The sequence below is a fragment of the Paenibacillus sp. CMAA1364 genome, from assembly GCF_054373195.1.
This window is the reverse complement of the sequence record NZ_JBITNB010000003.1, coordinates 137567-164372: the sequence shown is the minus strand read 5'-3', so window position 1 is coordinate 164372 and position 26806 is coordinate 137567. Positions and strand designations below refer to the sequence as shown.

General features: G+C 40.9%; 22 protein-coding genes and 1 other annotated feature. Of the genes, 4 read left to right on the top strand and 18 right to left on the bottom strand.

Features of this window, described 5'->3' with window-relative positions; translation table 11 throughout:
• Positions 1-74 precede the first annotated feature (74 nt).
• Both ACH8E3_RS04165 and ACH8E3_RS04160 read left to right on the top strand, forming a co-directional pair.
• On the top strand, positions 75-1097 hold the full coding sequence (locus tag ACH8E3_RS04165; protein ID WP_458631338.1) for a YpdA family putative bacillithiol disulfide reductase: 1023 nt from the start codon (positions 75-77) through the stop codon (positions 1095-1097).
• A 21-nt stretch (positions 1098-1118) separates the two neighbouring features.
• Positions 1119-1562 carry a DUF441 domain-containing protein gene (locus ACH8E3_RS04160; RefSeq protein WP_458631337.1) on the top strand — a complete coding sequence of 148 codons (444 nt, stop codon included), beginning with the start codon at positions 1119-1121 and terminating at the stop codon, positions 1560-1562.
• A gap of 80 nt (positions 1563-1642) precedes the next feature.
• Here ACH8E3_RS04160 and ACH8E3_RS04155 read toward each other — a convergent pair whose 3' ends face one another.
• Positions 1643-3406 carry an ABC transporter ATP-binding protein gene (locus tag ACH8E3_RS04155; protein WP_458631336.1) on the bottom strand — a complete coding sequence of 588 codons (1764 nt, stop codon included), beginning with the start codon at positions 3404-3406 and terminating at the stop codon, positions 1643-1645.
• A gap of 92 nt (positions 3407-3498) precedes the next feature.
• Positions 3499-3792 carry a HesB/YadR/YfhF family protein gene (locus ACH8E3_RS04150; protein WP_458631335.1) on the bottom strand — a complete coding sequence of 98 codons (294 nt, stop codon included), beginning with the start codon at positions 3790-3792 and terminating at the stop codon, positions 3499-3501.
• A gap of 467 nt (positions 3793-4259) precedes the next feature.
• Between ACH8E3_RS04150 and ACH8E3_RS04145 the strand changes: the two genes are divergently transcribed.
• Entirely contained in the window at positions 4260-6017 is a 1758-nt protein-coding gene (locus ACH8E3_RS04145) for an ABC transporter ATP-binding protein (protein ID WP_458631334.1), read from the top strand.
• 48 nt (positions 6018-6065) lie between these two features.
• Positions 6066-8060, top strand: a complete 1995-nt coding sequence (locus ACH8E3_RS04140) for an ABC transporter ATP-binding protein (protein ID WP_458631431.1) — start codon at positions 6066-6068, stop codon at positions 8058-8060.
• Positions 8061-8399: 339 nt separating this feature from the next.
• Here ACH8E3_RS04140 and ACH8E3_RS04135 read toward each other — a convergent pair whose 3' ends face one another.
• The 16 genes from ACH8E3_RS04135 to pduL all read right to left on the bottom strand — a co-directional run bounded on the left by ACH8E3_RS04135 (position 8400) and on the right by pduL (position 26703).
• Positions 8400-8879 (bottom strand): hypothetical protein, encoded by a 480-nt coding sequence (locus ACH8E3_RS04135; protein ID WP_458631333.1) that lies wholly within the window; start codon positions 8877-8879, stop codon positions 8400-8402.
• Positions 8880-9009: 130 nt separating this feature from the next.
• The gene (argS, locus tag ACH8E3_RS04130) at positions 9010-10716 is read right to left on the bottom strand and encodes an arginine--tRNA ligase (RefSeq protein ID WP_458631430.1); all 1707 of its coding nucleotides are present in this window, start codon (positions 10714-10716) and stop codon (positions 9010-9012) included.
• A gap of 54 nt (positions 10717-10770) precedes the next feature.
• Positions 10771-11045: a binding site (T-box leader), on the bottom strand.
• 34 nt (positions 11046-11079) lie between these two features.
• Positions 11080-12108 carry a CobW family GTP-binding protein gene (locus ACH8E3_RS04125; RefSeq protein ID WP_458631332.1) on the bottom strand — a complete coding sequence of 343 codons (1029 nt, stop codon included), beginning with the start codon at positions 12106-12108 and terminating at the stop codon, positions 11080-11082.
• Positions 12109-12156: 48 nt separating this feature from the next.
• Positions 12157-13116 (bottom strand): copper amine oxidase N-terminal domain-containing protein, encoded by a 960-nt coding sequence (locus tag ACH8E3_RS04120; protein ID WP_458631331.1) that lies wholly within the window; start codon positions 13114-13116, stop codon positions 12157-12159.
• A 184-nt stretch (positions 13117-13300) separates the two neighbouring features.
• Positions 13301-14296 (bottom strand): acrylyl-CoA reductase family protein, encoded by a 996-nt coding sequence (locus ACH8E3_RS04115; RefSeq protein WP_458631330.1) that lies wholly within the window; start codon positions 14294-14296, stop codon positions 13301-13303.
• A gap of 54 nt (positions 14297-14350) precedes the next feature.
• A complete protein-coding gene (locus ACH8E3_RS04110) occupies positions 14351-16657 on the bottom strand; it encodes a thiamine pyrophosphate-dependent enzyme (RefSeq protein WP_458631329.1) in 2307 nt (768 codons plus the stop codon).
• A 27-nt stretch (positions 16658-16684) separates the two neighbouring features.
• Positions 16685-17686 carry a 2-oxoacid:acceptor oxidoreductase family protein gene (locus tag ACH8E3_RS04105; protein ID WP_458631328.1) on the bottom strand — a complete coding sequence of 334 codons (1002 nt, stop codon included), beginning with the start codon at positions 17684-17686 and terminating at the stop codon, positions 16685-16687.
• Positions 17687-18010: 324 nt separating this feature from the next.
• On the bottom strand, positions 18011-19465 hold the full coding sequence (locus tag ACH8E3_RS04100; protein WP_458631327.1) for a nicotinate phosphoribosyltransferase: 1455 nt from the start codon (positions 19463-19465) through the stop codon (positions 18011-18013).
• Between the two features lie 44 nt (positions 19466-19509).
• Positions 19510-20064: a cysteine hydrolase family protein gene (locus ACH8E3_RS04095; protein WP_458631326.1), complete on the bottom strand. Its 555-nt coding sequence runs from the start codon at positions 20062-20064 to the stop codon at positions 19510-19512.
• A 33-nt stretch (positions 20065-20097) separates the two neighbouring features.
• The gene (locus tag ACH8E3_RS04090) at positions 20098-20874 is read right to left on the bottom strand and encodes an NUDIX domain-containing protein (protein ID WP_458631325.1); all 777 of its coding nucleotides are present in this window, start codon (positions 20872-20874) and stop codon (positions 20098-20100) included.
• 83 nt (positions 20875-20957) lie between these two features.
• Positions 20958-21362: a PaaI family thioesterase gene (locus ACH8E3_RS04085; protein WP_458631324.1), complete on the bottom strand. Its 405-nt coding sequence runs from the start codon at positions 21360-21362 to the stop codon at positions 20958-20960.
• Positions 21363-21585: 223 nt separating this feature from the next.
• Entirely contained in the window at positions 21586-21999 is a 414-nt protein-coding gene (locus ACH8E3_RS04080) for a RicAFT regulatory complex protein RicA family protein (protein ID WP_458631429.1), read from the bottom strand.
• A 52-nt stretch (positions 22000-22051) separates the two neighbouring features.
• Positions 22052-23689: a tRNA (N6-isopentenyl adenosine(37)-C2)-methylthiotransferase MiaB gene (gene miaB, locus ACH8E3_RS04075; protein WP_458631323.1), complete on the bottom strand. Its 1638-nt coding sequence runs from the start codon at positions 23687-23689 to the stop codon at positions 22052-22054.
• A 119-nt stretch (positions 23690-23808) separates the two neighbouring features.
• Positions 23809-25476: a SulP family inorganic anion transporter gene (locus tag ACH8E3_RS04070; RefSeq protein ID WP_458631322.1), complete on the bottom strand. Its 1668-nt coding sequence runs from the start codon at positions 25474-25476 to the stop codon at positions 23809-23811.
• A 164-nt stretch (positions 25477-25640) separates the two neighbouring features.
• Positions 25641-25967, bottom strand: a complete 327-nt coding sequence (locus ACH8E3_RS04065; protein WP_458631321.1) for an ArsR/SmtB family transcription factor — start codon at positions 25965-25967, stop codon at positions 25641-25643.
• Between the two features lie 163 nt (positions 25968-26130).
• A complete protein-coding gene (gene pduL / locus ACH8E3_RS04060) occupies positions 26131-26703 on the bottom strand; it encodes a phosphate propanoyltransferase (protein WP_458631320.1) in 573 nt (190 codons plus the stop codon).
• Between the last annotated feature and the right edge of the window lie 103 nt (positions 26704-26806).

Sequence of the window (26806 nt, the reverse complement as noted above, 5' to 3'; positions counted from 1 at the left end):
CTCCCTTATTACACGGATCATACCGTAGATAGGGGAGTTTCTGGTATTTCACTGTCATTTAGGTTAGGATAATAATGTTTGAACTATACACATCGTACATTTTAAGGAGGTTCATTATGCAAGACGTTATCATTATTGGCGCTGGTCCATGTGGTCTATCTGCAGCCATTGAATGTAACCGCAGAGGATTAAGTACTCATATTATTGAAAAGCATCATATTGTTCGTTCTATTTATTTATATCCTACATATATGCAGTTCTTTAGTACAGCTAAAATGCTAGAAATTGGGGATATTCCATTCACTACACCAAATGATAAACCTTTTCGTCATGAAGCACTTTCATATTATCGCCAAGTCGCTTCACATTTCGATCTAAATATTACATCGTATGAGGAAGCACTATCTATCGCACGACAAGAGGATGGCTCTTTCATCGTTCATTCGAAAGGTAAACGAGGCGAGGATAAACAACATGCTGCGAAGTATGTTGTCATTGCAACAGGATACTTTGACCATCCTAACTATATTGGCATTAAGGGAGAAGATCTTCCTAAGGTGACCCATTACTTCCGTGAGGCCCATCCTTATACAGGTACGAAGGTTGCTATTATTGGTGGAAGTAACTCTGCCGTGGATGCTGCAATGGAGCTATGTCGCGTTGGAGCCGAGATCACTATGGTCTATCGAGGAGAAACCATTTCAAATAACATCAAGCCTTGGGTTCGTCCTGTCTTTGAAGGATTAGTTCAAAAGGGTAATATCCATCTACATTTGAACGCCAGGGTGACAGAAATTAGAGAAGATACGGTCATTGTCACTACGACAGATGGTCAGGAAACGATCGTTGACAACGACTTTGTCCTTGCATTAACAGGTTTTCATCCCGACCGCCAGTTGCTTGCTTCATCAGGTGTTGAACTCGGTGGTGATATGGAGAAGCCAGTCTTTCATCCAGATACGATGGAAAGCTCTGTTCCTGGACTGTATGTTGCGGGTGTCATTGCATCTGGAAGCAATGCTAATGAAGTATTTATTGAGACCGGTCGCGTGCACGGTCGATTAATTGCAGAACATATAAGACCTATAAACGAATAGTATACAAGAAGGGAACATTCCATGGATATCACATCACTTATCTTATTAGCGATGGCAGGATTAGGCATTGTTAGTAACAATGCCACAATCTCCATTGCTATGGTCATTCTACTTCTACTTCGCGTAACTCGTTTCACCCAGGTGTTTCCTTGGTTGGAGAAGTACGGTCTAACGATTGGAATTATCATTCTAACGATTGGTGTCATGGCCCCTTTGGCAAGTGGTACCATGAGCCTTTCTACAATTTCTTCATCCTTTCTCCATTGGCAATCATTGTTGGCTATTGCGATAGGTATGTTCGTCTCTTATCTTGGTGGTCGAGGTGTAAACCTGATGATGGTTAATCCAACCATCGTGGCAGGATTACTTGTGGGTACTGTGTTAGGAGTTGCTCTATTTCGGGGTGTACCTGTGGGTCCGCTTATCGCGGCAGGCATTCTATCTTTGTTAATTGGCAAAGGTTAAGCTATTAAGACAATAAGGGGTGCTGTTCAAAGTCATTAACCTGACATTGAACAGCACCCCTATTTCTAATACATGTTACTTCATGTCGTCACCTTAACATCCAAATTCTGAACGTTGTACAATCGAGCATAACTACCGTCTAACTCCATTAATTCATAATGATTACCACTCTCGGTAATGCGACCGTTCTCTACAACAACAATCGTGTCTGCATGCGTAATGGTTGACAATCGATGTGCTACAATTAACGTCGTGCGATTGGACGATAGCGACTGCAAGGATTGTTGAATAAGATGCTCCGATTCCAAATCCAGTGCTGAAGTGGCTTCATCCAATATGAGAATATCAGGATTCTTAAGAAAAACACGTGCGATGGCTAAACGTTGCTTCTGCCCACCCGATAATTTAACTCCGCGTTCTCCGACCTCTGTATCATACCCTTTTGGCAAATTCATAATAAAGTCATGTGCATTAGCTGCTATAGCTGCGGCGATAATATCATCTTGCTCTGCCATAGGATTACCTAGTAGAATATTCTCTTTCACAGACCCACTAAATAAGAAATTATCTTGAAGGACCATTCCAATCTTGCTTCGTAAACTTTCAAGGGTCAGACCACGAATTTCCTTATCATTAACATAGATTCCGCCCTTTTGAACATCGTAGAATCTAGTGATCAGGCTAATTAAAGAGGATTTCCCTCCCCCACTCGCACCGACGAATGCCACGGTCTCTCCTTCTTTAATATCCAGATTAATATCTTGAAGAATCCAATTATCCTGCTCGTTATATTTGAAGGAGACGTGATCGAACTTAATTCTTTTCGCTTGTCCTTCCAATTTCTTAGCATTGGGAGCATCCACAATATCGTACTTCTCATCCATCAATTCCATAACTCTTTCCAAGGAAGCAGATGCCTGTGTTAGTACGGTTGAAGAACTTATTAAGCGTCTTAAAGGAGCATACAATCGATCTAAGTAACCGAAGAAAGCAACAAAGGTTCCGAGCGTCAGATTACCTTGCATGACTTGATAACCGCCATATCCAATAACAAGAATGGGAGAAATGTCTGTAATGGTATTAATAATTGCAAATGTAATGGCATTCCAACGGGTTTGGGCAAGTGCCTTATCTAAAAAGTTACCATTGATGCCTTCAAATTTATTCTGATCATACTTTTGTAGGTTGAAACTACGTATAACAGAGATACCTTGAATTCTTTCATGTAAATAAGATTGAATACCTGCCAAAGCTTGTGAACGATCTTTCGTAAGTTTTTTCAATCTCTTATACAGTATCTTTACCGCAATCGCATACAGAGGAAGCATCGAAATGGCCACCAATGCTAACATTGGGTCCAAATAGAATATAACGATCAACACAAACACCAGCGTGAACATGTCCAACCAGATATTCATCATACCCACTTCAACAATGTTCTTGGTCTGCTCCACATCATTTATAAATCTTGAGATCACTTCGCCAACCTTGGTATTCTGATAATACCGAAGTGATAACTTTTGCAAATGCGCATACATACGATTTCGTATATCGAATAGAATTCGATTCGTGATCAGTTGAGCGAAATACTGACGGAGATATTCAATAGGTCCTCTGATCACAACAAACAAGACCAACGCTCCCCCAAGAATGATCATTAATTGTGAGAACTTTTCTTCTAGACTCAGTGGCGAATCAACCGCTAATAAATTATCCACAACGTATTTCATAATCATGGGTAACGTTAAAGGTATACTGAACTTTATCATCCCAATAATGAGCGTAATGACAATCAATTTCATATAGGGTTTAATAAATTTAAAATAAGATTTCCATTGATTCAAAGACTATACTACCCCTTTCGATCTAACTACACCTAGCTTGTTATTTCACTACAACTTAAAAGTCCTTTCCTGGTACAAAGGAGTGTTATATATCATATTTCTTCATATACATAATCAATATCATCGTGCTTATCATCATAATGAATATGCAAATTATACCCTTTAAGATACCAGAGATCCTGATCCTCTAGATAAAAGCGTATTCCTTCGATGTCTTGATATAATGTACCATTGATTGGCTTCTCCACGGAAATACCTAATGAGAATCCAGGGTGTAACCCTCCGCCTGAACTATATCGTGGGAAGAATCGTACAGAATCACCAGCATGTAAATTAAGTTCTCTAACATACCAACGTGCAGCCTCAGCACTCAGTACAATATTCACGACATTCAACTCCTTTTCAATCTGTATTCATATAAGTGTCTTACTATCATACCTGAAGTCACATCAAAAATACACACAACTGGAACTAACGCATATTGAAAATAAGAATTGACAATTTCAACAGCATGATGATAAGATTCTCACGAAACAAGATTCACAAAAATTTACAAAGGAAGGGTGAGTAACATGTTCAATCAACAGATGAGTGTTCTACAACACACAACAACTTGTAATCTACAATTGAATATTGGAGTAACCCTGCTGATGGATTCATTCTAACGAACGTTGATACCTAATTAGAATTTCTGAATTAAATATCCTACAATGCGGTGGTTGCTCAATCAACTGACGCATGATAAGTTTAGCATTTCAAAAGGCATATCGTCCGTTCTCGGATGATATGCCTTTTTTTGTATGACGCGGGTACTGAATTCATCAGCAGTCTCAACTTGAAAGGAAGTGTTATTTTGTTCTCTGTTTTTAAAAAATTAGGTTGGTTCTTTGCCCAAGAGAAGAAACGTTATATTATCGGCCTTATTACCTTAATCCTATGTGGGATCGGCGAATTATTCCCTCCACGAATTCTTGGAAATGCCATTGATGAAATTGTTAGAGGTTCCATTACTGGGGTATCCCTAATTCGTTATATCGGTATGATTATTGGAATTCTAATTGCTGTCTACCTCATCACATACATATGGATGCATAAATTATTTGGTGGTGCTAACCTTGTGGAACGAATGCTTCGTTCAAGGTATATGAATCATTTGCTTGGCATGACACCTGCTTTCTTCGAGCGCAATCGTACTGGTGATCTGATGGCAAGAGCTACCAACGACCTTCGCTCCGTTTCAGCAACGGCAGGTTTTGGAATATTAGTGATGGCAGATTCCACTGTATATTTACTTGCTATTCTATTCGCCATGGGTTTTCTGATTAGTTGGCAATTAACATTAGCAGCGATTATCCCCCTTCCTTTTATTGCTCTAGCCATGAAAATATATGGGAAGATCATTCATGAGCGCTATTCTGTAGCACAAGATGCCTTCGGTGATATGAACGATCAAGTCCTTGAATCTGTTGCTGGTGTTCGAGTCATCCGTGCTTATGTACAAGAGAGATCAGATCAACAGCGTTTTCAGGACATCACTGATGATGTATATCGCAAAAATATGAGAGTTGCTAAAGTGGATGCCTTTTTCGAGCCAACCATTCGATTATGTGTGGGGTTAAGCTATGCTATTGGTCTTACTTATGGCATATATATGGTGTTCAGAAATCAGATTACTCTCGGTGATCTTGTATCCTTTAATATGTACCTAGGAATGATGATCTGGCCGATGTTCGCAATAGGCGAATTAATTAACATTATGCAACGCGGGAGCGCTTCGTTAGATCGTGTGGACGAAATTCTATCCGTAATACCCGATGTCCAGAATATAGATAGCCCAACAATCGTAGGTGATCCACAACGTATCGAATTAAGAGATCTTACATTCCGATATCCCTCTTCTGCGGTAGATAACTTGAAGCATATTCAATTCACGCTACAAAAAGGGCAGACGTTAGGTGTTGTAGGTCGTACAGGAAGTGGTAAATCCACCTTACTTAAACAACTACTTCACGAATACCCGATGGGAAATGGTGAGCTACTTATCTCAGATATCCCAATTCAACATATCGCCATGGACGAATTACATAGTTGGATTGGCTATGTACCCCAAGAACAAATCTTGTTCTCCAAATCTGTACGAGAGAACATTCAATATGGTTTAAAGGACGCTAGTGATGTACAGATTATGGACGCGATCGCAACTGCGGCTTTTCAGAATGATCTTGCAACACTATCTGATGGTCTTGACACACTTGTTGGTGAGAAAGGTGTCGCGCTCTCTGGTGGTCAGAAGCAACGTGTCGCTTTAGCCAGAGCCTTTATCGCAAATCCAGAAATACTTATTCTCGATGATGCTCTGTCTGCTGTTGATGCAAGGACAGAAGCACGAATTATTGAGAATATAAGACTTAAACGAGCTGGCAAAACAACACTTATATCTACGCATCGCCTCTCGGCGGTGGAACATGCTGATTGGGTAGTTGTTCTTGAAGAAGGAAGTGTTATTGAACAAGGTACACATATGGAGCTATTAGCTCTAGGTGGTTGGTATTTCGAACAATTTGAACGTCAACAAGTGGAGAACAAACTCAGCACTGAGGAGGTGACCTAATTGAACATAGGAAAACGGTTATTTCAGTACGCACTAACGGCTAAGGTTATGTTCATAGCTGCCATTATCACCCTATGTATAGGGGTGGCAGCAGAACTTGCAGGCCCATTTATAGCTAAATCGATGATTGATGACCATATGCTTGGTATTGAACAACCATTCTACCAGACCTCATCACCTACATCGAAGGGCTCTATTCAGTATGATGGTCACTATTATAAACGCGGAGATCGATTTGAGGAGAACGAAGCTAAAGGCCAAGAAGTACGTATTCTTCCGATTGGTAAAACGTTCTATTTCATCAATCAATCCGTCGTTCAAGCTAATGGTACAAGAGAAGTTACCAATGGACATATGACCATCACAAATGGAGGTCCGGTATCTACTTACCCTGTTAAACCATTAACAGCTGATCAATTGTTCGCCTTCTATAAGCCAGAAATACCTGGCATAATGGAGCTTGTAGGATTATATCTCTTCCTACTTCTGATCACCATATTCACAGAATTCGGTAAGACCTACTGGCTCCAATCCGCAGCAAATACCGTTATTCAGAAATTACGGACAGATGTCTATGGGCATATTCAGCGACTTCCCGTTCAATTCTTCGATAACTTACCAGCTGGTAAAGTCGTCTCAAGAATTACGAATGATACAGAAGCTGTCAAGGATTTATTCGTAGCCGTTCTTGCTAACTTCAGTTCAGGTATCGTCTACATTTCTGGGGTATATGTTGCCATGTTCATTCTTGATGTCCGACTTGGACTTGTTAGTCTGTTCGTTATCCCTGTTGTGATTGCGTGGATCATTCTCTACCGTAAATACGCAACGAAATTCAATACGATTATTCGATCACGATTAAGTGAGATTAACGCCATCATTAATGAGTCGATTCAAGGTATGTCCATCATTCGAATCTTTCGCCGTCAACAACGAACTAGAGAAGAATTTGAGACATTAAATCAAGATTACATGAAATATCAGAACAAAATGTTGAGCCTTAATGCATTGACTACACATAACTTAGTTAGCGTACTACGTAACCTTTCATTTGCCGTATTGTTAGCTTATTTCGGATTTGGTTCAATCAGTGGTAATAATATTGTGTCATTAGGGGTTCTCTACGCCTTCGTTGATGTCCTTGGTCGATTATTTCAACCTATTACGGGAATGGTTAACCAACTTGCCGCACTTGATTCTTCTATGGTATCTGCTGGTAGAGTATTTGAACTTATGGACGAACCAGGTGAGGATATTACGGATGGCCAAATGCCTCGATACAAAGGGAATGTCATCTTCAAGGATGTTACTTTCGCTTATAAAAAGGATAATGTGCTCAAGAATATATCTTTTGAAGCTAAACAGGGTCAGACTATTGCATTAGTAGGTCACACGGGTTCAGGCAAGAGTTCTATTATCAATCTATTGTTCCGTTTCTATGATCCGCAGACAGGGAGCATTACGATTGACGGTCAGGAAGTGACTCAAATTCCTAAGCAATGGTTACGACAACATATGGGTATTGTGTTACAAGATCCGTATCTCTTTACAGGTACGGTAGCATCGAATGTCAATCTAGATGATAAGCGCATATCCAAAGAACAGATTGTAAAGGCATTATGCGATGTCGGTGCCGAGCGTATTCTCGCCCACCTACCGAAGGGATTTGATGAACCTGTCGTAGAAAAAGGAAGTACGTTATCTGCTGGACAACGTCAACTGATTTCTTTTGCACGAGCACTGGCATTCGACCCAGCTATTCTTATACTCGATGAAGCTACCGCAAATATCGATACAGAGACGGAAAGTCTTATTCAATCCGCGCTTGAAATTCTGAAGAAAGGTCGTACGACATTCATTATCGCTCATCGACTATCTACGATTCGCAGTGCCGATCAAATTCTGGTATTACATCGTGGAGAAATTGTGGAACGAGGATCACATGACGAGCTATTGGCACTAGGCGGTCGCTACTTCCAATTGTATCAATTACAACTAGGAAGCGTATTGCCACAACCTACTGAATCAGTACAGGGTGTATAATTTGAGGAAATAGTTGCGCTACGATAACGGATTGTCCTTACGATCGTTGTTGCCCTCAGATTTCTTGATTATATAACCTCAATAGTGGTTGAAATCTGATGGCAAAGACGAACGCTAACGCTTCTTCAGGACAATTCCGTTCTCTTCGCCATTCTCAAAGCAGTAAAAACCAAAAAAGAAGCGATTCTCCAGTTAGTGGAGGATCGCTTCTTTCTTGATCAATTGCAGCTTAAAGTAGCGCAGAGGACGGAACGATTTCGTAAAAGCGACAGCGATTGGAGAAATGTTCCGTTCGCGGAGCGTCCTCTAGAAGCATCTATCTTTCTCCTACATGACATATTATTCATCAGAATCAGAACGACCCGAATCCCCATCCAAACCAAGGGTACGATATAACTCCCGAGAATATCCTTGGAGCTTCTTCTCTAGTTGTTGTGCTTGTTGATAAAAACTCGTCAACTCTCGTATCATACGGGATCGACCTCCCGGACTAAATGTCTCTTGAATCCGTTCCTTGAAATAATCATGGACAATATAATTACGTTGTTTCCATATCTTCTTCAATTGAACCGTCTCTTCCTCGGAGAAAGGGAAATGATGCTGTATTTCCTGAACTAATTGGCCTAATGAGTTACTTAATTTACGCTGATAAAGTTCATTGAAGTCTTCTTCTGATGGAATCTTGCCCTCTGATAACTTCATGAGCATTAACAAATTTACAAGTTGTTGCTCTAAAGATTGGGATGAGTATACGGCAAGTCCAAAATAGGTAAAGACATCTTTGGAATGATCACTATCAAGCAATCTATCTTTCTCCATACTTTTCGCTCCATTCACGAACAACACATCCATCATATGTGCTAGTTAGTCTACCTTGCTTCTCTTCATGTTAATGTAATATGGAGAATCTATCAATATAAGAATCTTAAATTGTTGCTAAATCCAATTTTTACATACGAGTTGGTGTTCTTAAACCCAGCATATTCAACGTCTTTTGTAATCGTATTCCCGTTAATCTCGTTACACAGATCCGAATTCTTCTTAGTTCTTCATCTTCGCACAATATTCTTTCTTGATTGTAGAAATGATTGAATGCTTGTGCTACATCGAGTACATATCTAGCCAGCACAGAAGGTTCATTGTTCTGCACTCCACGTCTCAACTGTTCCGGGAATCGAATCAACAGTTTAAGAAGGGCCCAGCCCGAATCGCCAATAGCTTCAGCGAACTTATTTGACGTCATCATTTGTGTATCTTCTAGTTCCCTATCTTCGTTGATTCCATTTTTCGTGAGAATACTCTGTGTTCTAGTATAGGTATACTGCAGATACGGACCCGTCTCCCCTTCGAAATTCAACGCCTCTTCCAATGAAAAGTCTACTTCATTGCAACGATTATTCTTGAGATCCCCAAAAACAACAGCTCCAATCCCAATATCCTTCGCCACGTTGTCCTTATCCGGTAGCGTTGGATTCTTCTCTTCAATAACTGCAAGTGCTCTCGCTACAGCTTCATCTAACACATCTTCAAGGTATACAATTTTACCACGACGCGTCGACATTTTCTTGCCCTCGAATTTCATTAACCCAAAATGAACATGCTGGCAATCTCTTACCCAGTCAGCTCCCATTTTATTCAGAACAGCAAATACTTGTTGGAAATGAAGCTTCTGTTCGCCCCCAACTACATATAGGATCTGATCCGCTTTCATCACATCATGACGATAGAATGCCGTTGCCAAATCACGTGTAGGATAAATTGTAGTACCATCTGACTTCATAATTAAACATGGTGTCATATTTTCTTCTTCCAACTTCACGATAAGCGCGCCTTCGCTTTCTTCTAATAATTCCTTATCTTTCAGCTCTTGGACAACAGCACCCATCTTATCATTGTAGAAACTTTCCCCTAGCACAGCATCAAATGTAACGTGGAGCCGATCATACATTCGATTGAATTCTTGCATACTGACATCTACGAAATACGTCCACAATCTCTTCGCTTCTTCATCCCCAGACTCTAATAACCGGAACCAATTTCTTGCTTCGGGTTCCAAGGTGGCATCATGCTCTGCTTCTTCATGAAAACGAACATATAACCGTAAAGATTCTTGGATCGGATTCTCCTTCAACGCTTCATCATTACCCCAACGCTTATAAGCAGTAATTTGTTTGCCAAATTGAGTGCCCCAATCTCCAAGGTGATTCACACTAACGGGTTCGAATCCCGCAGCTTGATACATGTTATATAAAGCAGCTCCGATCATGGTTGATCTAAGATGACCAATCCCAAAAGGCTTTGCAATATTAGGGGATGACATATCTATAATAACCCTTTTGCCATGACCTATATTCGTAAGAGTATCATTATCCTGTTGTAATTCCGTTATCAGTTGAAAGCCATATTCATTACGAGCAAAAGATAAATTCACATAAGGACCAACCGCTTCTGCTGCAATGCCTTCCACCTGAATAAGACTCGCTAGATGAAGTGCAATCTGTGGTGGTGCTTGTCTATATTGCTTCGCTAATACATAGCAAGGAAAGGCGATATCCGCACGAACCCCGTGAGGTGGTATTTCTAACATCGCTTCTACTTCTTCTAAGGATAGGGATACGTGAGGCTGTATCGCTTGCACTGCCCAATTTTTTAACATCATTACATATCCTCCTAACAAAATATCATCAAAAAAAGCCCTCATCTCTTAAATAAAAGAGACGAGAGCTTAAGTTCCCGTGGTACCACTCTAGTTGAACACGTATGCAGGGATATATTCGCTGCCAAGTGTTCCGCTTGATGATCGATAACGAAGATCAACCGGACTACTCTACTGATCATAAAAGGTGTATGAACAAAACCAATTTATGATGTTGGAATAGCCATCTCCCGGGTGCGCTTCATCAAAGTTCGATATACCGGCTCTCACCCATTCCGGCTCGCTACAATATCGATCACTCTCACTACTCTCCCGTTCAAAGACGTTCAATTATAAACAGTATACTTGCGTTGCAACCAAGAATCAACCTTTCTTCTCTAGGTCTTCCAACGCCATCTTTAATTCTGATTGAGAGAAATGCTCTCCAATAAACACAACGACATCAGGAACAGTGCCTTGAGGAGTAATCTTCAAGTAATCCGGTTCTCTAAATGCATATTGAAATAGAAAGCGACTGTTCGTATCACTGAATGTCATAATTCCTTTGGCTCGATATACTTCACGTGGTAAATCATTCACGAGTTGTTCGAAACCATGACTATCAATAGGACCGGTTAAATAATGTGTATATACCATCACATGATCATGGGTGTGATGCGCATGATCGTGTTCGGAATCATGATCGCAACCGTGATTGTGCTCATCTTCATGTTCATGGGCTTCCTCTTGCTGCTCTAATGGCGCTCTCTCCCACTGTGGATGTTCAACATCCTGTCCGAACAATGGCACCCAATCAATGTCACAACGTACCGCAGGAATGATAGGCGCATACGCGTTCCAATTCGATATAATGGCTGATAGTTTCCCTTGATCCTCTTCAGTTACACGATCAACCTTATTAAGGATCAGATAAGAGGCACATCGAATCTGTTCTTGCATCAGTCGATACGTCTTGCCTTTCTGGCTTTCATATAGTTCTAACAGATGAACAGCGTCGACGACCGTAATGACACTTCTAAGATCAATCTTCTTATAGAGTGCTGCTTCTGTTACACCATCTAAAATTTCCATCGGGTTAGCGATTCCGGTTGCCTCTATGACGATAACATCAGGGGATTCCTTTTGTATAAGATTAGATATTTCGAGACTTAAATCACCACGAATGGTACAACAAATGCACCCGCTGAGCATTTCCGTCATCGGAACACTCTCTTCAATCAGCGCACCTTCTAAGTTCACGTCGCCGATCTCATTCATAATGACAGCTGGTCGAAGACCCTGCTCCTGCCAATAGGTTACCATGCGTTGCAACAAGGTCGTCTTCCCGCTTCCCAGAAATCCAGACAAAATATAGATAGGTGTCACATATTCCTTTACTTGATCCTGATTCATTGTCGTATATCTCCTTCAATAGGTGTTCATTGCATTTGCGCTTACAACCTATTGTACGCTATTCACTTCTTCCTTTCGAGTCTCGTTAGATAATTGTAAGGAGAGTTTACCTTCTTTCTTGTTTACAGTACCGCCTATGGAATATTCATACCCCAATTGAGTCATATTGTTCTTCATATCAATGCTTCCACTTGTTTCTGTTGTGCTTTCTCCAAAGATCCCTCTTTTATAATATAAAAGCTTTTTATTGATGGTTATATTGGATCCTCTTTGATCCATCCATTTACGCGCTAAAAAGTTCTCAAGCAGATCACTCTTTTGAACATGAGCTTGCCATATCGCAATTGGAAAATCCTCTTTGAATTCATACAATACAGCCGTATCACCTTTCAGAACATAGAATCGAAGGGCTTCACCTTCCGGAAAAAGATACGTACTACTATAATCTTCATCTATATGCTTCACCTCTAAGGGTCTGTGCTCATAATGGACAATAGTGGAATTCGCCTTTTCCATAGCTAACTTACGCGCCTGTTGTAAGGAACCTTCATACAGCGTTTTTCGTTCTTTATCTGTAAGAGGTGAACTAATGGATACAGCCTTCCCGTTCCAGTCTATTCGATAACCGTACAACTCGGATATAAAACGTAGTGGAACAAACACACGATTATCCACTAATTTAACAGAAACATCCAATGAAATAACGTCAGAATTAGAATTTTTCCCATCCCTTACGGCGGAATTCTTACCCATCGTGAGAATAACACTTTCAGACCATTTACGTATAGTCACTTGATGATCTTTCTTCTCCCAAGTCACTTTAGCACCAAGCGCTTCGGAAATGACTCGGATCGGTACAAGCACCCTTCCTTGCTCTATGATCGGTTCAATACTCGTTTGGATTCGATCATTATTTATGTATATTGGCGTTGAATCTGCAGCACTTACGATTGTACCCATGCTTAACATACTCGTTACAGCCAGTCCAACTATTATTTTTTTCATCATAACACCTCTCCTTCCATTACCACATAAACGTTCATTCGACACAAAATGTTACATTTTTCTCAGGAATTTTTATTTTAAATATAAAATCTAAAAAAGTGTAAGAACTATTGCTAGTCCCCACACTCTAAACTCGATTATTCTGCTCACTTTTCACATCTATATATTCTACCATTTACATATCGAGCTATGCCAACTTCACTACAGTTCGCCCTACTGCCCCTGCTTGTAATATCGTCTCTAATACATCAGGTAATTCATGTAGTGAAATTTCTGCAATTCCTTGTTCCAACATGGTAACAGGCTTCCAATCTGACGCTAGCTTCGCCCAGACTTTCTGTCTGAGTTCTAACGGACAATATACAGAATCAATACCGATCAATTGTATACCTCTTAGAATAAATGGATACACGGTGGTCTCAAATGAAGTTCCACCCGTAAGACCGGACAATGCTATCGCACTACCATATTGAATTGTCTTCAGAACGCCATCTAAATGGGCTCCCCCGACAGGATCAACAACACCTGCCCATCGTTCTTTGGCAAGAACCCCTTTAGAAGGAGAAGCAATTTCTTCACGGGAAATCACGGCACTCGCACCTAATTCAAATAACCATTCACTCTGCGTCTCCACCTTACCTGTACTTGCAACAACTTCGAAACCAAGCTTGGCTAGAATACTCACAGCAACACTACCGACTCCACCTGTTGCCCCCATTACTAATACGGGTCCTTTTGCCGGTGTGAGACCATTATGGATTAGGAGTTCGACCGACAATGCAGCCGTAAACCCAGCTGTACCGATGCCCATCGCTTCTTTGAAATCTAGCCCTTTCGGTAGTGGAATGAGCCAATCACCACTTAATCTAGCCATGCGACTAAACCCACCAAAATGAACTTCACCCACACCATTTCCTGTACATAGCACAGCATCCCCAGGCTGGAAACGAGCATGATTTGATGTAACAACCGTCCCTGCTAGATCGATTCCTGGAACAAAAGGGTAGGATCTAACGATCTTCCCATTCTCTAAACCAGCTAATCCATCCTTGTAATTCACGCCGGAATACTCCACCTGAACGGTAACATCACCCTCAGATAGGTCATCTATAGTTAACATCTCTATTCCACTTCGGAACCCCTGTTCATCTTTTCGAATCATAAATGCTTGGAAATTATTCATATGTCATTACTCCCCTGTCTTTATAGACGACAACCTACCTCTTGTCTTAATATGTTACAAATACGGATTCTCATGCTTCGCTTTCAATACATTCCAGCGCCGATCCACCTCATTTTGAAACGCATCATACGTGGACTTATTATCTGGTTTAAGTAAATGTCGTGTTTTACCCATCCATTTCAACCACTCTCGGAGTTCAACCTTCTTATTCTTGTCTTCTGGGTTATAGGTAATGTTCGTTATACCATGTTCAACCTCATAGAGTGGGAAGAAACAGGTATCTACAGCTTCATTCACGATGATCTCACCCTCGTTATCGTTAGATAACCAATTCAATGGACATGCAATCAATATCTTACCATATACAAGACCTTCGTTCTGCGCATAGTATTGAGCTTTGGCTGCTTTCTTCACCAAGTCTTGTGGGAACGCCTCTGAACCTGTAAATACGTACGGAATATTGGTTGCCGCCATAATCTGAGCCGTATCTTTATGTTGCGTTGTTTTCCCTTGTTGTTGCGGTCCTAGATTAGATGTCGATGTACGGTTCCCGATCGGTGTGGAATACGATTGCTGCGCCCCCGTATTCATATACCCTTCATTATCATACTCAATAATAATCATTTTATGGTTACGCATCGCAGCACCGATTGCTGGACCCATCCCGATATCCATACCACCGTCTCCTGTTACCATAACAAAAGTGAAGTCTTCTTGTAAACCCAAGTGATCTAACTCTCCCCGACGCTTGCGTTCCCAGAACATTTCTACAATACCTGATAACGTCGCAGCACCATTCTGGAAAAGATTGTGGATATACGTTGCTTTATGTGCGGAATAAGGAAATCCCGTCGTCGTAACCATGGCACAGCCCGTATGATACAATGTCACAATATCTCCTTCAATCCCTTTGAAGAAGGTCTCGAGCCCTGAGAATATACCACAACCCGGACATGCCCCATGACCAGGAGCTAATCGTTTCGGTTTCTTCGTTAGCGCACGTAAAGGCGGAATTCGCACACTTAACTTGCCAGTCATATCATCCTTTTTCACCGTAATTAATCCCGTCTTTAAATCTTCGAACCTCATAGGCTTCAAAAGGCGCTTAGGCGCCTTAGACGCTTCCCCTACCGTATGCCCATAATAATCAAAGGGAACTTCCACTGTACCCTTCTGAGCCGCCTCTATGGCTATTTGGAATAAATGATGGCCATCCTCTGCATAGAACTCTTTCCCACCTAAGCCATAGATCCGGCTGATCACTTGAGTGGTTGTATTCCCATGTGTGAATAGCGCTGCTTTGATCTCCAGCACCATATTACCACCATGAGCGCCATAGGAATCTGCACGATCACCCACCGTAATCGCCTTCACATGTTGTAATGCTTCAGCAATTTGTTTCTGTGGAAAAGGTCTAATCATATTAGGCGCAAAAGAGCCCGCTTTAATACCTTGACTACGGAGTTGATCTACCACGTCTTTCATCACCTCGGAAGCTGAATTCATAACAAATACAGCGACTTCCGCATCTTCCATACGATATAAGTCGAGCATTTCGTAATGTCGACCTGTTAACTCCTTGTATTCACTAGCAACCTTTTCAAAGACATCACCCGCATGATACATCGCTTGAGACTGCTGGTATTTGTTATTGATATAGTCTGGCTCATTCATATAAGGTCCAACCGTAATGGGGTTATCTCGATCTAATGTGTTGGCAAAGCCTTCAGGCGGCTTCTCCCCTACGAACTCATGAACATCCTCGCGATGTGCCAACACTTGAACGCGACGCTTCTGGTGTGATGTGAAGTACCCATCTGATGCAATCAACACGGGTAGACGTACGTCTTGGTGTTCTGCGATACGAAGGGCAATGATGTTCATATCATACACAGATTGTGGATCACGGCACATCAAGATTGGCCAACCTGTATTCAATGCGTAATATAGATCCGAGTGATCACCATGTATATTCAGCGGTCCCGAGACCGATCTGCAGACCAAATTCATGACCATTGGAAATCTTGTGCCTGATTGTACAGGCATCTGCTCTAGCATAAACATGTAACCATTCGCACTTGTTGCATTAAATACGCGTCCACCAGCCGTCGATGCTCCGAAACAAATACCTGCAGAGCTATGTTCACCATCAGATGGAATCAACTTGATATCATGCTGGCCTTCCGCTTTCATCAAATCTAAATATTGTGCAACCTCTGTTGAAGGTGATATTGGGAAATATCCCATCACATGATAATTGATTTGATGCGCCGCATAAGCCGCCATTTCATTCCCAGATTCATAGACCGTTATTTGCTCGACCTTGGCAGTTACCACTTCTTGTTCACCATGAACAGACATGTCAGATTCACTCCTATTCCCAATCATTTATACGAAGTCAAAACGATGTTTAACACTTTCCGTGTCCGCCATACCATCTTCTTCCCTTACACTAGATAGGGCATCTGTTGGACAAGCCTCTATACATTTCAAGCAACCTTTACAATATTGATAATCGATTCCCTTTAGGAACATTTGCGGTCTGCCTTTTTTATCAGGTAACTCTTCCCATACGAAACATAAATCTGGACATACGGTGTCACACTGGGCACAATGAATACATTCATCTAATGCAAAATGAGGCATCATGCCCGCACGTGAGATACTCAGATTCTTCAATAAGCTATTTCCTGGATTCGTAATGAGTCCCCCAATTGGCTGCGTCTCATAACCAAGTACAGGGTTATCCGTTCTTGTAAACACTGGCAAGGATACGCCCTCTTCCATAGCGAATTCCTGAATGATGACTTCATGATACCCACGATCGAACGTATTTAAGGCTGCCTCTACACTTTGCGGATACTTCGTACCCAACGATTTACGTATGACTTCTTTCATCATAGCGGCATCAAGAAAAGGACATAACCGGAACATGGCACCTAGCATCGCCATATTGACACGATTCTTCTCGGCAAGCGCAATACCTGTCGCGTCGATAACAGCAACGGTACCACCCAGCATGTTCATGGTCTCTTTTAATTGTTCAGGTGTCTTGGTAGCGTTCACTAGAACGATACTATCTGCATAGATTCCGCTGATGACATTCGTCGTTGTTGCCAGCGCTTCATGAAAGATGCTTAACAGATGTGGCCGTTCAACAGGTGATGTGTCACGAATCGGTGTATCTAGATCACAAAAGCGAATATGTGCTTTCACGTGTGAACCCTTTTTCTCAGAGCCATAGGATGAGAAACTCACACCATTCAGACCCGCACCTTCAACACCGGCTTCTGCTAGCATTTTACCAGCCAGATTTGCGCCTAGTCCCCCAATCGATTCCATCCTGATTTCAAAGAAACCTAGTTCATTTACTTTAGGTAGTTGTACCACCGACAAAACCCCTTTTACGGATATTTTCTGTATTGTGATCTTCTAATTTAACGAAACATCACAAATTTTAGATATGAAAAAGATCATATGCATCTCCATATGTATACGCTTACAAATATGGTGTCGAACACTCATATCATTTGCCAACTCCTGCGCTTTCCCGAGAAATAATTGAGAGCAGGAGGTCATGTCTATGGGCTACATCCGCTCTTGAAGGCGGAGCGCAAGCTTTTTACTACATAGACATTCCCCTTTATCCATGCCACATATTAAAAAAGCATGGTAGAGATTCCGTGGAATCCCTACCATGCTTTCTCATCTACCTTATATATCCTCTTCTTGCAAATGTTTCGCCATGATTGATTTCTTTAACTCCCACACGGTCTCACTAATATTGGTACGGTATATTTCTGGATTCAGTTTCCTTAAATATTCCGGCCAAAAGATACTTAGCTGTTCGTTATGGTGGCTACGAATCATATCTAGTGTTGGCAATTCATAGACCTGAACGCCATCTACAAAAATAGGCTCTAGCATAGGAATAGCTTCATAATTTCGTACTTTCTTTTGAAGATAGGAATGCTGTGGATTAAACAATTTGATCGGCCCACCATCCCGTGGTTGCAACTCTTCTGGGAAACAAATATAATCCGCGACCGCTTTACCCGTTGTCCGATCAATAATACGATATACATCTTTCTTACCAGGTGTAGATACCTTCTCCGGATTAGCAGAGATCTTAAGTGTTGGCGTCATAACACCATCCAAATTACACTCAACAAGTTTATACACACCGCCTAATGCGGGTTGATCTGAAGCCGTAATTAGTTGTGTTCCAACACCCCAGGTATCAATTCGTGCGCCCTGTGCCTTTAGATTGAATATCGTGTTCTCATCCAGATCATTCGATGCTACAATCTTAACATCGGAGAAGCCTGCTTCATCTAACATGGCACGAGCTTTAATGGATAGATAGGCTAAGTCTCCACTATCCAATCGTATGCCAATCAGTTTCTTACCAATAGAAGCTAGATATTTTCCCGTCTCAATGGCATGGGGAACGCCACTTTTTAGCGTATCGTAAGTATCTACGAGTAATGTCACTAAATCGGGCATCACTTTGGCGTAAGCATCAAATGACTCTTGTTCCGTCTTGAAGCTTTGTACCCATGAATGCGCATGAGTCCCTTTGGTGGGGATGCCGAACTTTTTACCTGCCAACATATTGGATGTGGCATGAAATCCACCAATATACGCAGCACGAGCACCCCATATCGAGGCATCTGCTTCCTGTGCACGGCGAGTCCCAAATTCAAGTAATATATCTTGCCCTACTACTTGTTTGATTCGTGATGCTTTGGTGGCAATTAGTGTCTGGAAATTCATGAAGTTGAGAAGAGCAGTCTCTACTAATTGCGCTTCCATCATTCTACCCTCAACACGAATCAACGGTTCATCTGGGAATACCAATGACCCTTCTTTCATCGAATGAATCGTCCCTTGGAATCGGAATTGACGCATTTCTTCCAAGAAAGCAGGATCATAATTCTCCTCTTGCTCCGCTAGATACTGAATATCCTCTTCCGTAAATCGAAGATGATTAATATATTGAATGATTCGCTCTAATCCTGCGAATACCGCATAACCATTGCCAAATGGAAGTTTTCTGAAATAGGCCTCAAATACAGCTCTATTCTCGTGCGTGCCTAATTTCCAATGGGCATACATCATATTGATCTGATATTTGTCGGTATGTAACGCAAGATCTTCCGTGTGCATGGTGTTTCCCCCTCGTTGTCTTGCGATTCATATGCATGGATATACTATTTCAATTCGTCTGAACTCTTCATCACTTGAGCACCCAGTGTACTCTTGAAATGCTCTAGCGCCCAAGTATGTCCTGTTGGATTGAAGCTGGCAACTGCATCCTCAAACACCGTGATTTCATATCCTTTATTATAAGCATCAATAGCTGTGTGAAGGATACAAATATCGGTACATACACCTACCAAATGAATTTCCGTAATCCCTCGTTCATGAAGCAATATATCTAGATTAGTCCCACAAAAGGCACTATATCTTGTCTTATCCATCCAATAGATAGCATCTTTATTCCGATTGTAGACTTCCGCTAATTCACCATATAGTTCCCGTCCTTGCGTGCCACGGATATTATGTGGTGGGAACAGACCCGTCTCTGGATGATAAGCGTCATTCTTCTCATGAAGATCAACAGCCATGACGATAAAATCATTCTGATCCACATACTTCTGAGTGAGTGCTACAATGGTATCTTGTAATTCAATGGCAGGTTGGCCTACCGGAAGATTACCTTCTACGAAATCATACGTATAATCAATAACGAGCAATGCCTTCATATATCTCACTCCATATCTATTGGTTTAGTGGAATTACGTATATATCGATAATAAAGGAACATCATCCATAAACATGTATAATTGTGCTGAACGCTGTGAATATTGATTGGAGCTAAGCTTCCTCCCCGCCTCATCTCTCACTTCTTCTATAATTCCCTGTCTACTGCGTGTTGAAGTGATCTTCCGAATGAAGTTGGGTTCTTTAAATTCTGGTACAACCGTTTGAATAACTTGGTACAGTTCACTCAATGTGAATTGTTTCGGAAGGAACTGCTTTGCTATTGTCGTCTGCAACATCTTCTGCTGGATTCTAACATAAGCGTCCCTTATAATATCTCGATGATCGAATGCTAGCTCTAACTCCTCTAGCGCTTCTTGAATTCCGAACATCCCCACTTCTTCCGCATCATCCGCCGCTTGCTTCTGTTCCAACATCCACTCTTCGACTAATGCAAAAAAAGCATTGCTAATAATCCAACCGCGGGGATCTCTACCAGGCTTACTATAGACACCTAAATACTCTAGATGACCTCCATCCACGCCCGTCTCTTCCTTCAACTCTCTCTTAGCTGCATCATAAATAGATTCACTTTCTTTACAGAATCCACCAGGTAGCGCCCATTTCCCCGCATATGGCCAAGACTTTCGGCGAATGAGCATGACCTTCAGTTCACGAATAGGTAAGGTCTTCGTAACGGTCTTACGCTCCCGCTTCGTCAGTGTAAACATGACAATATCAGCAGGAACACCATCTGGGGTACGATATTTCTTCACATTATAATTTTCTTCTTTACTATTCATTCCATTCATCGTCATCACCACATAATATTCTATTTGATATTATCATTATGATCTATATATATTTTTTGTCAAGTTTATCCTTGGAATCTGCTTTATTTCTTGATACCTACCACTCTAAATCCAGCAGTAGAGATACAACCTAAAGTACCATCGCTATCATGAACACGAGCTTCTGTCGTTAGGCTCCGTCCCGCTTCATGAATGACAATTGCACTGACTGTCAGTACCCCGCTTCTCATTGGAGATACGAAATGAATATTCATATTTGTCGTAACACAAGCATCGACATTCTTCGCTGCTGTTGCCACCATGCCCATAGCTTGATCCATCAATGAGCTAAGCACGCCACCATGAACAATACCAAGCGAATTCAAATGATGTTCCTTCACTTCTAATGAAATCTTTACTTCTTTGGTATTCCCAGAAATAAATTCACAACCAAGGTATCCCCAGAACGTATCTTTCCCTTTTGCAATCATACTGTCTAGTCCTTCCACATGAATCCTCCTATATATTACCTCTATATATTGTAATAAATGACCTAATTATTATCCCTTTGTCCAAATTCTAATGATGGGACATAAGAAGAAACGGAAATTCCCATCCTTTATCCTGATGGCATCCGTTTCGCGTCATATTATGCAATTGTCGTCTTATCCATACTAACTAGCAATGTATAAAAAAGGCGCGGATCATGATCCGCAACCTTCTTGTCCTTACTTACCCACAATTTGTTGGTGGTACATCTGTGCCCACTTCAACATTAACCTTATCGGATACGGTATCGCGGATGACCGAAATAACTAACTGCAGTAAATAATTGATATCACTTTGGCTTTGCTGAAATTCTACGACAACAGGAATACCGTCAATCTCATCCTGTAAGGATTCAATTTCTGCTTCGATCTTTGCCACCATCTCTACGTTTCTAAAAGATTCAAAAGCAACAATTTCCTTCTGTTTCTTCTTGATCACAGTAATTAACTCTTGTACACGGTCGTGTTTATTAATTTTCTCTTCCGCTTGTTGGAAGTGCTTCACTTCTTCACTACTGGAAATCAAGTTGGCTAGTTCTTTCGCTTTTATCATCACATCTTCTTGGATAACCAAATCTCTGGTGTCATGGGACAACATACCACTACAGTTCAGTGTTGCTTTATCTTCGCTCACTAGTATCACTCCTGATTTATAAATTAATAGCTACAGACTCTTGTATTATCTTACCTTTAATATACCATGTCTTCACTTCACTTATCTCAACATTTACTAGAGTTCCTATCAGATCTTTGCCACCTTCAAAATGTACAAGTCGATTCGTACGTGTTCTACCTGCAAGAATCTCATCATTATTCTTACTCTCACCTTCAACGAGCACTTCAACAATCTTTCCTTGCAACTTCTCGTTACTCAAGAGGCTGTTATCAATAATGGCCTGATTAAGACGTTGTAAACGTTCCTTCTTCACTTCCATTGGAATATTATCTTCCATAATCGCAGCAGGCGTGCCTTCGCGAGGAGAATAGATGAACGTAAAAGCGGAATCGAATCCAATCTCGTTTACCAAGGTCATGGTTTCTTCGAATTGCTCATCTGTCTCCCCTGGGAAACCAACAATAATATCTGTCGTTAATCCTACGCTAGGGATTGCTTCTTTGATCTTGTGTGCCAAATCCATATATCGATCACGTGTATATTTTCGGCTCATCTTCTTCAATATCTCTGTACTTCCCGATTGAACAGGTAGATGAATATGCTCTACTAGATTACCACCTTTAGCTAGTACATGCACCAACGCATCGTCGAAATCTCTTGGATGTGATGTAGTGAACCGAACACGAGGAATATCAATTTTATGCATATCGTCCATTAGGTTCGCGAAGCTATAAGTCATATCTGTGAAATCCTTACCGTAAGCATTCACATTCTGCCCAAGTAACGTCACTTCTTTGAACCCTTGACGTGCGAGTTCTCTTACTTCTGCGATGACATCTTCTGGTCGGCGACTGCGCTCTTTCCCGCGGGTGAATGGCACGATGCAATACGTACAGAATTTATCGCAACCATACATAATATTAACCCATGCTTTCATCCCTTCACGTTTCTTCGGAAGGTTCTCTATAATGTCCCCTTCTTTAGACCATACATCAACCACTAATTCTTTACTGAATAATGCTTCTTTGATCAAATGGGGCAATCTGTGAATGTTATGTGTTCCGAAGATCAAATCAACGAAAGCATGTTTTTGTAAAATACGATTGACTACATTCTCCTCTTGCGCCATACAACCACAGACACCAAGTAGCAGTTCCGGCTTCTGTGTTTTGAGATGCATGAGATGTCCTAACTCGCCGAACACCTTATCTTCTGCATTCTCACGGATTGCGCATGTATTCATTAGAATAATATCGGCGATTTGGCGATCCTCTGTGCTGGTATAACCCATTTGCTCTAAAAGGCCTTTCATCGTCTCTGTATCGTGTTCATTCATTTGGCAACCAAATGTATAGATAATGTAGTGTTTGTCCTTACCGATGCCTAACAGCTCGTCTGGAACGGCATTACCGTATAAGACTTGTACATCTTCTTTACCACGTTGTTTCTCTTGTCTATGATTAGGTTCTGATAATATATTGATTTCGCGACCTCTTATTCGAATTCTCTTACCAAATTCATCTTCTGATAGCACTTTAGCATCCGAGAAATCGAAATATTGGGAGTAATCCTTGGGACCCTTGCCGGATTTTAAGTCCGGTGAGTTCTGGTTATCCTTTGACAATGGTTTCACGTCCTTTAATTTATCTATTCTAAGTGTGAACTCTTTCATTTCTCAACAAACATCAATAAGAAATTATACCATATGGTCACTACCATATCCATCTTAGACAAATACAAAACCCTTCCGATAAGTGATCTTGGAAGGGCTCATACATTCGTATTATTCCGTTATTCAGACATAGACTTACATTCCTGAAATGCATCATGTTCACAACCTTGGCAACAAGTAGCGTCTAATCGAGTCAAAGAATAATCAACAGCCTCTCCAGTCGTCTCAAAAAAATGCTCTATTCCGATCGTTTGATCTAATCGTGAATGTTGCAACGTTTGAAGTGGTTGACTTTGAATTTCAGAGATTAGAATCGTGCCTCCCAGTCCGATATACTGTTTAACCACACTCCTAAAGTTGGCAACACCCGTGGAATCCAAATAAGGTACATTACCCATTTTTAATATCAGGACTTTACGTTGGTGTTCTATAATATCCATGATCGATTTCTCGAATTGACTAGCTACCCCAAAGAACAAGGCACCCTCCACCGTGTATACATCAATATGAGGGCAATCCGACTGCTCAGGCAATACTTTGGAGACATGCAATGTCTCACTCATATGTTTGATAAACACAATAGCTGACAGCAATAATCCGATTTCTACAGCTAGCGTTAGATCTGTAAATATAGTTAAACCAAATGTAGTGAGTAGTACGAATCCTTCAGCCGATTTCATACGGAGAATATGCATAAATTCTCTTCGTTCACTCATATTCCATGCTACAACCATGAGAATGGGAGCCATACTGGCTAATGGGATTTGGGAAGCATAAGGTGCAAACAGAACAAGAACCGATAGGACTACGACCCCATGGATAATGCCAGATATTGGAGATACAGCTCCATTCTTAATATTAGTTGCTGTTCTAGCAATCGCGCCTGTTGCTGGAATCCCCCCGAATAATGGTGTTATCATGTTTGCAATTCCTTGCCCCATTAGCTCACGGTTACTATGATGCTTATCTCCTGTCATGCCATCCGCTACTACTGCAGATAATAGTGACTCAATACCGCCCAACATGGCTATAATGAACGCTGGTTTTATTAAACTCTGTATTCTATCTAAGTTGAAGTTCGGAATATGTAGGCTAGGTAAATGACTAGGTATATTCCCAAATGCCGAACCAATGGTTGCTACCTTATCCGGAAACCATAGGGTTGCAATGATTGTTGATAGTAACAGACCTACTAATGAACTTGGAATTTTAGGAGTCCATTTCGTGGTCATGTAGATCGCACCGAAACATATGACCGCTACCAAGACACTGTACACATTCGTCAATCCAATATTCTTTAAGATCTCTATCATATTGGAGTAGAAGAATTCATGCTTCTCTAAGTTCTCTAATCCAAGGAAGTTTGCGATCTGACCTCCAAATATAGTCACAGCAATCCCTGCCGTGAAACCAATCGTCACTGGGCGTGGAATAAATCTAATGACAGCTCCAAGCTTAAATAATCCCATCAGGAACAGTAATACACCCGCCATGAATCCAGCGACGAGTAAGTTCTCGTACCCATATTGCATGACAATTGCAAAGATAATCGGTATAAACGCTCCTGTTGGCCCACCAATTTGGAACTTCGAACCACCAAATAGAGATATAAGTATACCAGCAATAATTGTCGTATATAGACCATATTCCGGTTTAACGCCTGCTGCAATGGCAAAAGCCATCCCTAAAGGAATCGCTACAACCCCTACAATTAAACCCGAAATCAAATCCTTCTTGAAGCTGTTGATACCATATTCTGCATATCTACCTCGAAATGAAATTTTCATAACTAGCCTCACAATCAATATATTTGATTATTTGAATATATATAAAATCATATATCCATTTATGAGGACTGTCAATTTCTCATTTACTAGAAAAACATACAAATGAAACACAAATAAGAGCAAATCGAGTCATTATCGTCGATTTGCTCTTATTATGAAGTTATTTACTGATTTTTTATATTTTCTAAAATGGAGATCGTATTGACAAGATGATTGTCAAAGATTTGTTTCGCAACAACAAGCAATTCTTTAATCTTCGGATCCGTTAAAGCGTAAATCACCGACGTACCTTCTTTTCTTCCGACCACCACATTTTTACTTCGAAGAACAGATAGTTGTTGTGACACCGTCGAACCTTCCGTACCTAAGATGAGCTGCAGCTCATTCACATTCTTCTCACCATCAGCTAAAGCTTCAAGAATTTTTATTCGTAAAGGGTGGGCTAATGCTTTGAAAAAATCTGATTTAAAGTGTTGTATATCTTGATACATATCCTACTCTCCTATATGTTCAACGATTTGAATATATAGATATATTACCATACTTAGCACATCTGTATCAAAATCTACTCATAAGAAGACGGATACCGTCCTTATGACAAGGTTAGTATCCGTCTATTTTGTACTATAAGGTTATCCATGATGGATGTCTATATCAATCAATAATCTCTGCAGTATCTCCAGTTTTGGCACCAGAAGCATTTGCTTCATCCGTATCAATATGCATGTCCAACGCGAAGGAATCTGATACACGAGCTACTACATTCTCAAGAACTAATCCACGTTCTCCACCTAGACGAACTTTTAATAATGACTTATCTTCAATACCCCAAGCCTGTGCATCGGAAGTGTGGAAATGAATATGACGCGCTGCAACAATAACACCCTCATCAATCGTTACTTCGCCAGCAGGACCTTTAATCGTGATTCCTGGTGTACCCTCAATTTTACCGGACTCACGAACAGGTGCCTTTACGCCAATAGCGAAAGAATCTGTACGGGATATCTCCAATTGAGAAGCTGGACGTGCAGGTCCCAATATTCTTACTTTATCAAATTGACCCTTAGAACCAATGACAGCTACCGTTTCATTTGCAGCAAATTGCCCTGGTTGAGACAACGGTTTGAACTCTGTTAATTGATATCCTTGTCCAAATAATACTTCAATATCTTCTTGTGTTAGATGAATATGTCTTGCAGATACACCTACTGGTACTGATTTACTCATAAAAATTCACTCCTTATTTTTTCTCTATCATCTCTAGTAACCAACATCAATATCCATTATACATGCTTTACCTTCAAAATAAAAAGGAAAGCCGACAGAATAT

What these genes read in the sequence shown, in the direction of transcription:
- ACH8E3_RS04110 (WP_458631329.1), bottom strand. Translation starts at nt 16,657, where the DNA reads ATGTCTGTTCATGGTGAACAAGAAGTGGTAACTGCCAAGGTCGAGCAA.
- ACH8E3_RS04165 (WP_458631338.1), top strand. Translation starts at nt 75, where the DNA reads ATGTTTGAACTATACACATCGTACATTTTAAGGAGGTTCATTATGCAA.
- ACH8E3_RS04090 (WP_458631325.1), bottom strand. Translation starts at nt 20,874, where the DNA reads ATGAATGGAATGAATAGTAAAGAAGAAAATTATAATGTGAAGAAATAT.
- ACH8E3_RS04135 (WP_458631333.1), bottom strand. Translation starts at nt 8,879, where the DNA reads ATGGAGAAAGATAGATTGCTTGATAGTGATCATTCCAAAGATGTCTTT.
- miaB (WP_458631323.1), bottom strand. Translation starts at nt 23,689, where the DNA reads ATGAAAGAGTTCACACTTAGAATAGATAAATTAAAGGACGTGAAACCA.
- ACH8E3_RS04115 (WP_458631330.1), bottom strand. Translation starts at nt 14,296, where the DNA reads ATGAATAATTTCCAAGCATTTATGATTCGAAAAGATGAACAGGGGTTC.
- ACH8E3_RS04080 (WP_458631429.1), bottom strand. Translation starts at nt 21,999, where the DNA reads ATGTTGTCCCATGACACCAGAGATTTGGTTATCCAAGAAGATGTGATG.
- ACH8E3_RS04120 (WP_458631331.1), bottom strand. Translation starts at nt 13,116, where the DNA reads ATGATGAAAAAAATAATAGTTGGACTGGCTGTAACGAGTATGTTAAGC.
- pduL (WP_458631320.1), bottom strand. Translation starts at nt 26,703, where the DNA reads ATGAGTAAATCAGTACCAGTAGGTGTATCTGCAAGACATATTCATCTA.
- ACH8E3_RS04100 (WP_458631327.1), bottom strand. Translation starts at nt 19,465, where the DNA reads ATGCACACGGAAGATCTTGCGTTACATACCGACAAATATCAGATCAAT.
- ACH8E3_RS04140 (WP_458631431.1), top strand. Translation starts at nt 6,066, where the DNA reads ATGTTCATAGCTGCCATTATCACCCTATGTATAGGGGTGGCAGCAGAA.
- ACH8E3_RS04070 (WP_458631322.1), bottom strand. Translation starts at nt 25,476, where the DNA reads ATGAAAATTTCATTTCGAGGTAGATATGCAGAATATGGTATCAACAGC.
- ACH8E3_RS04065 (WP_458631321.1), bottom strand. Translation starts at nt 25,967, where the DNA reads ATGTATCAAGATATACAACACTTTAAATCAGATTTTTTCAAAGCATTA.
- ACH8E3_RS04125 (WP_458631332.1), bottom strand. Translation starts at nt 12,108, where the DNA reads ATGAATCAGGATCAAGTAAAGGAATATGTGACACCTATCTATATTTTG.
- argS (WP_458631430.1), bottom strand. Translation starts at nt 10,716, where the DNA reads ATGTTAAAAAATTGGGCAGTGCAAGCGATACAGCCTCACGTATCCCTA.
- ACH8E3_RS04160 (WP_458631337.1), top strand. Translation starts at nt 1,119, where the DNA reads ATGGATATCACATCACTTATCTTATTAGCGATGGCAGGATTAGGCATT.
- ACH8E3_RS04095 (WP_458631326.1), bottom strand. Translation starts at nt 20,064, where the DNA reads ATGAAGGCATTGCTCGTTATTGATTATACGTATGATTTCGTAGAAGGT.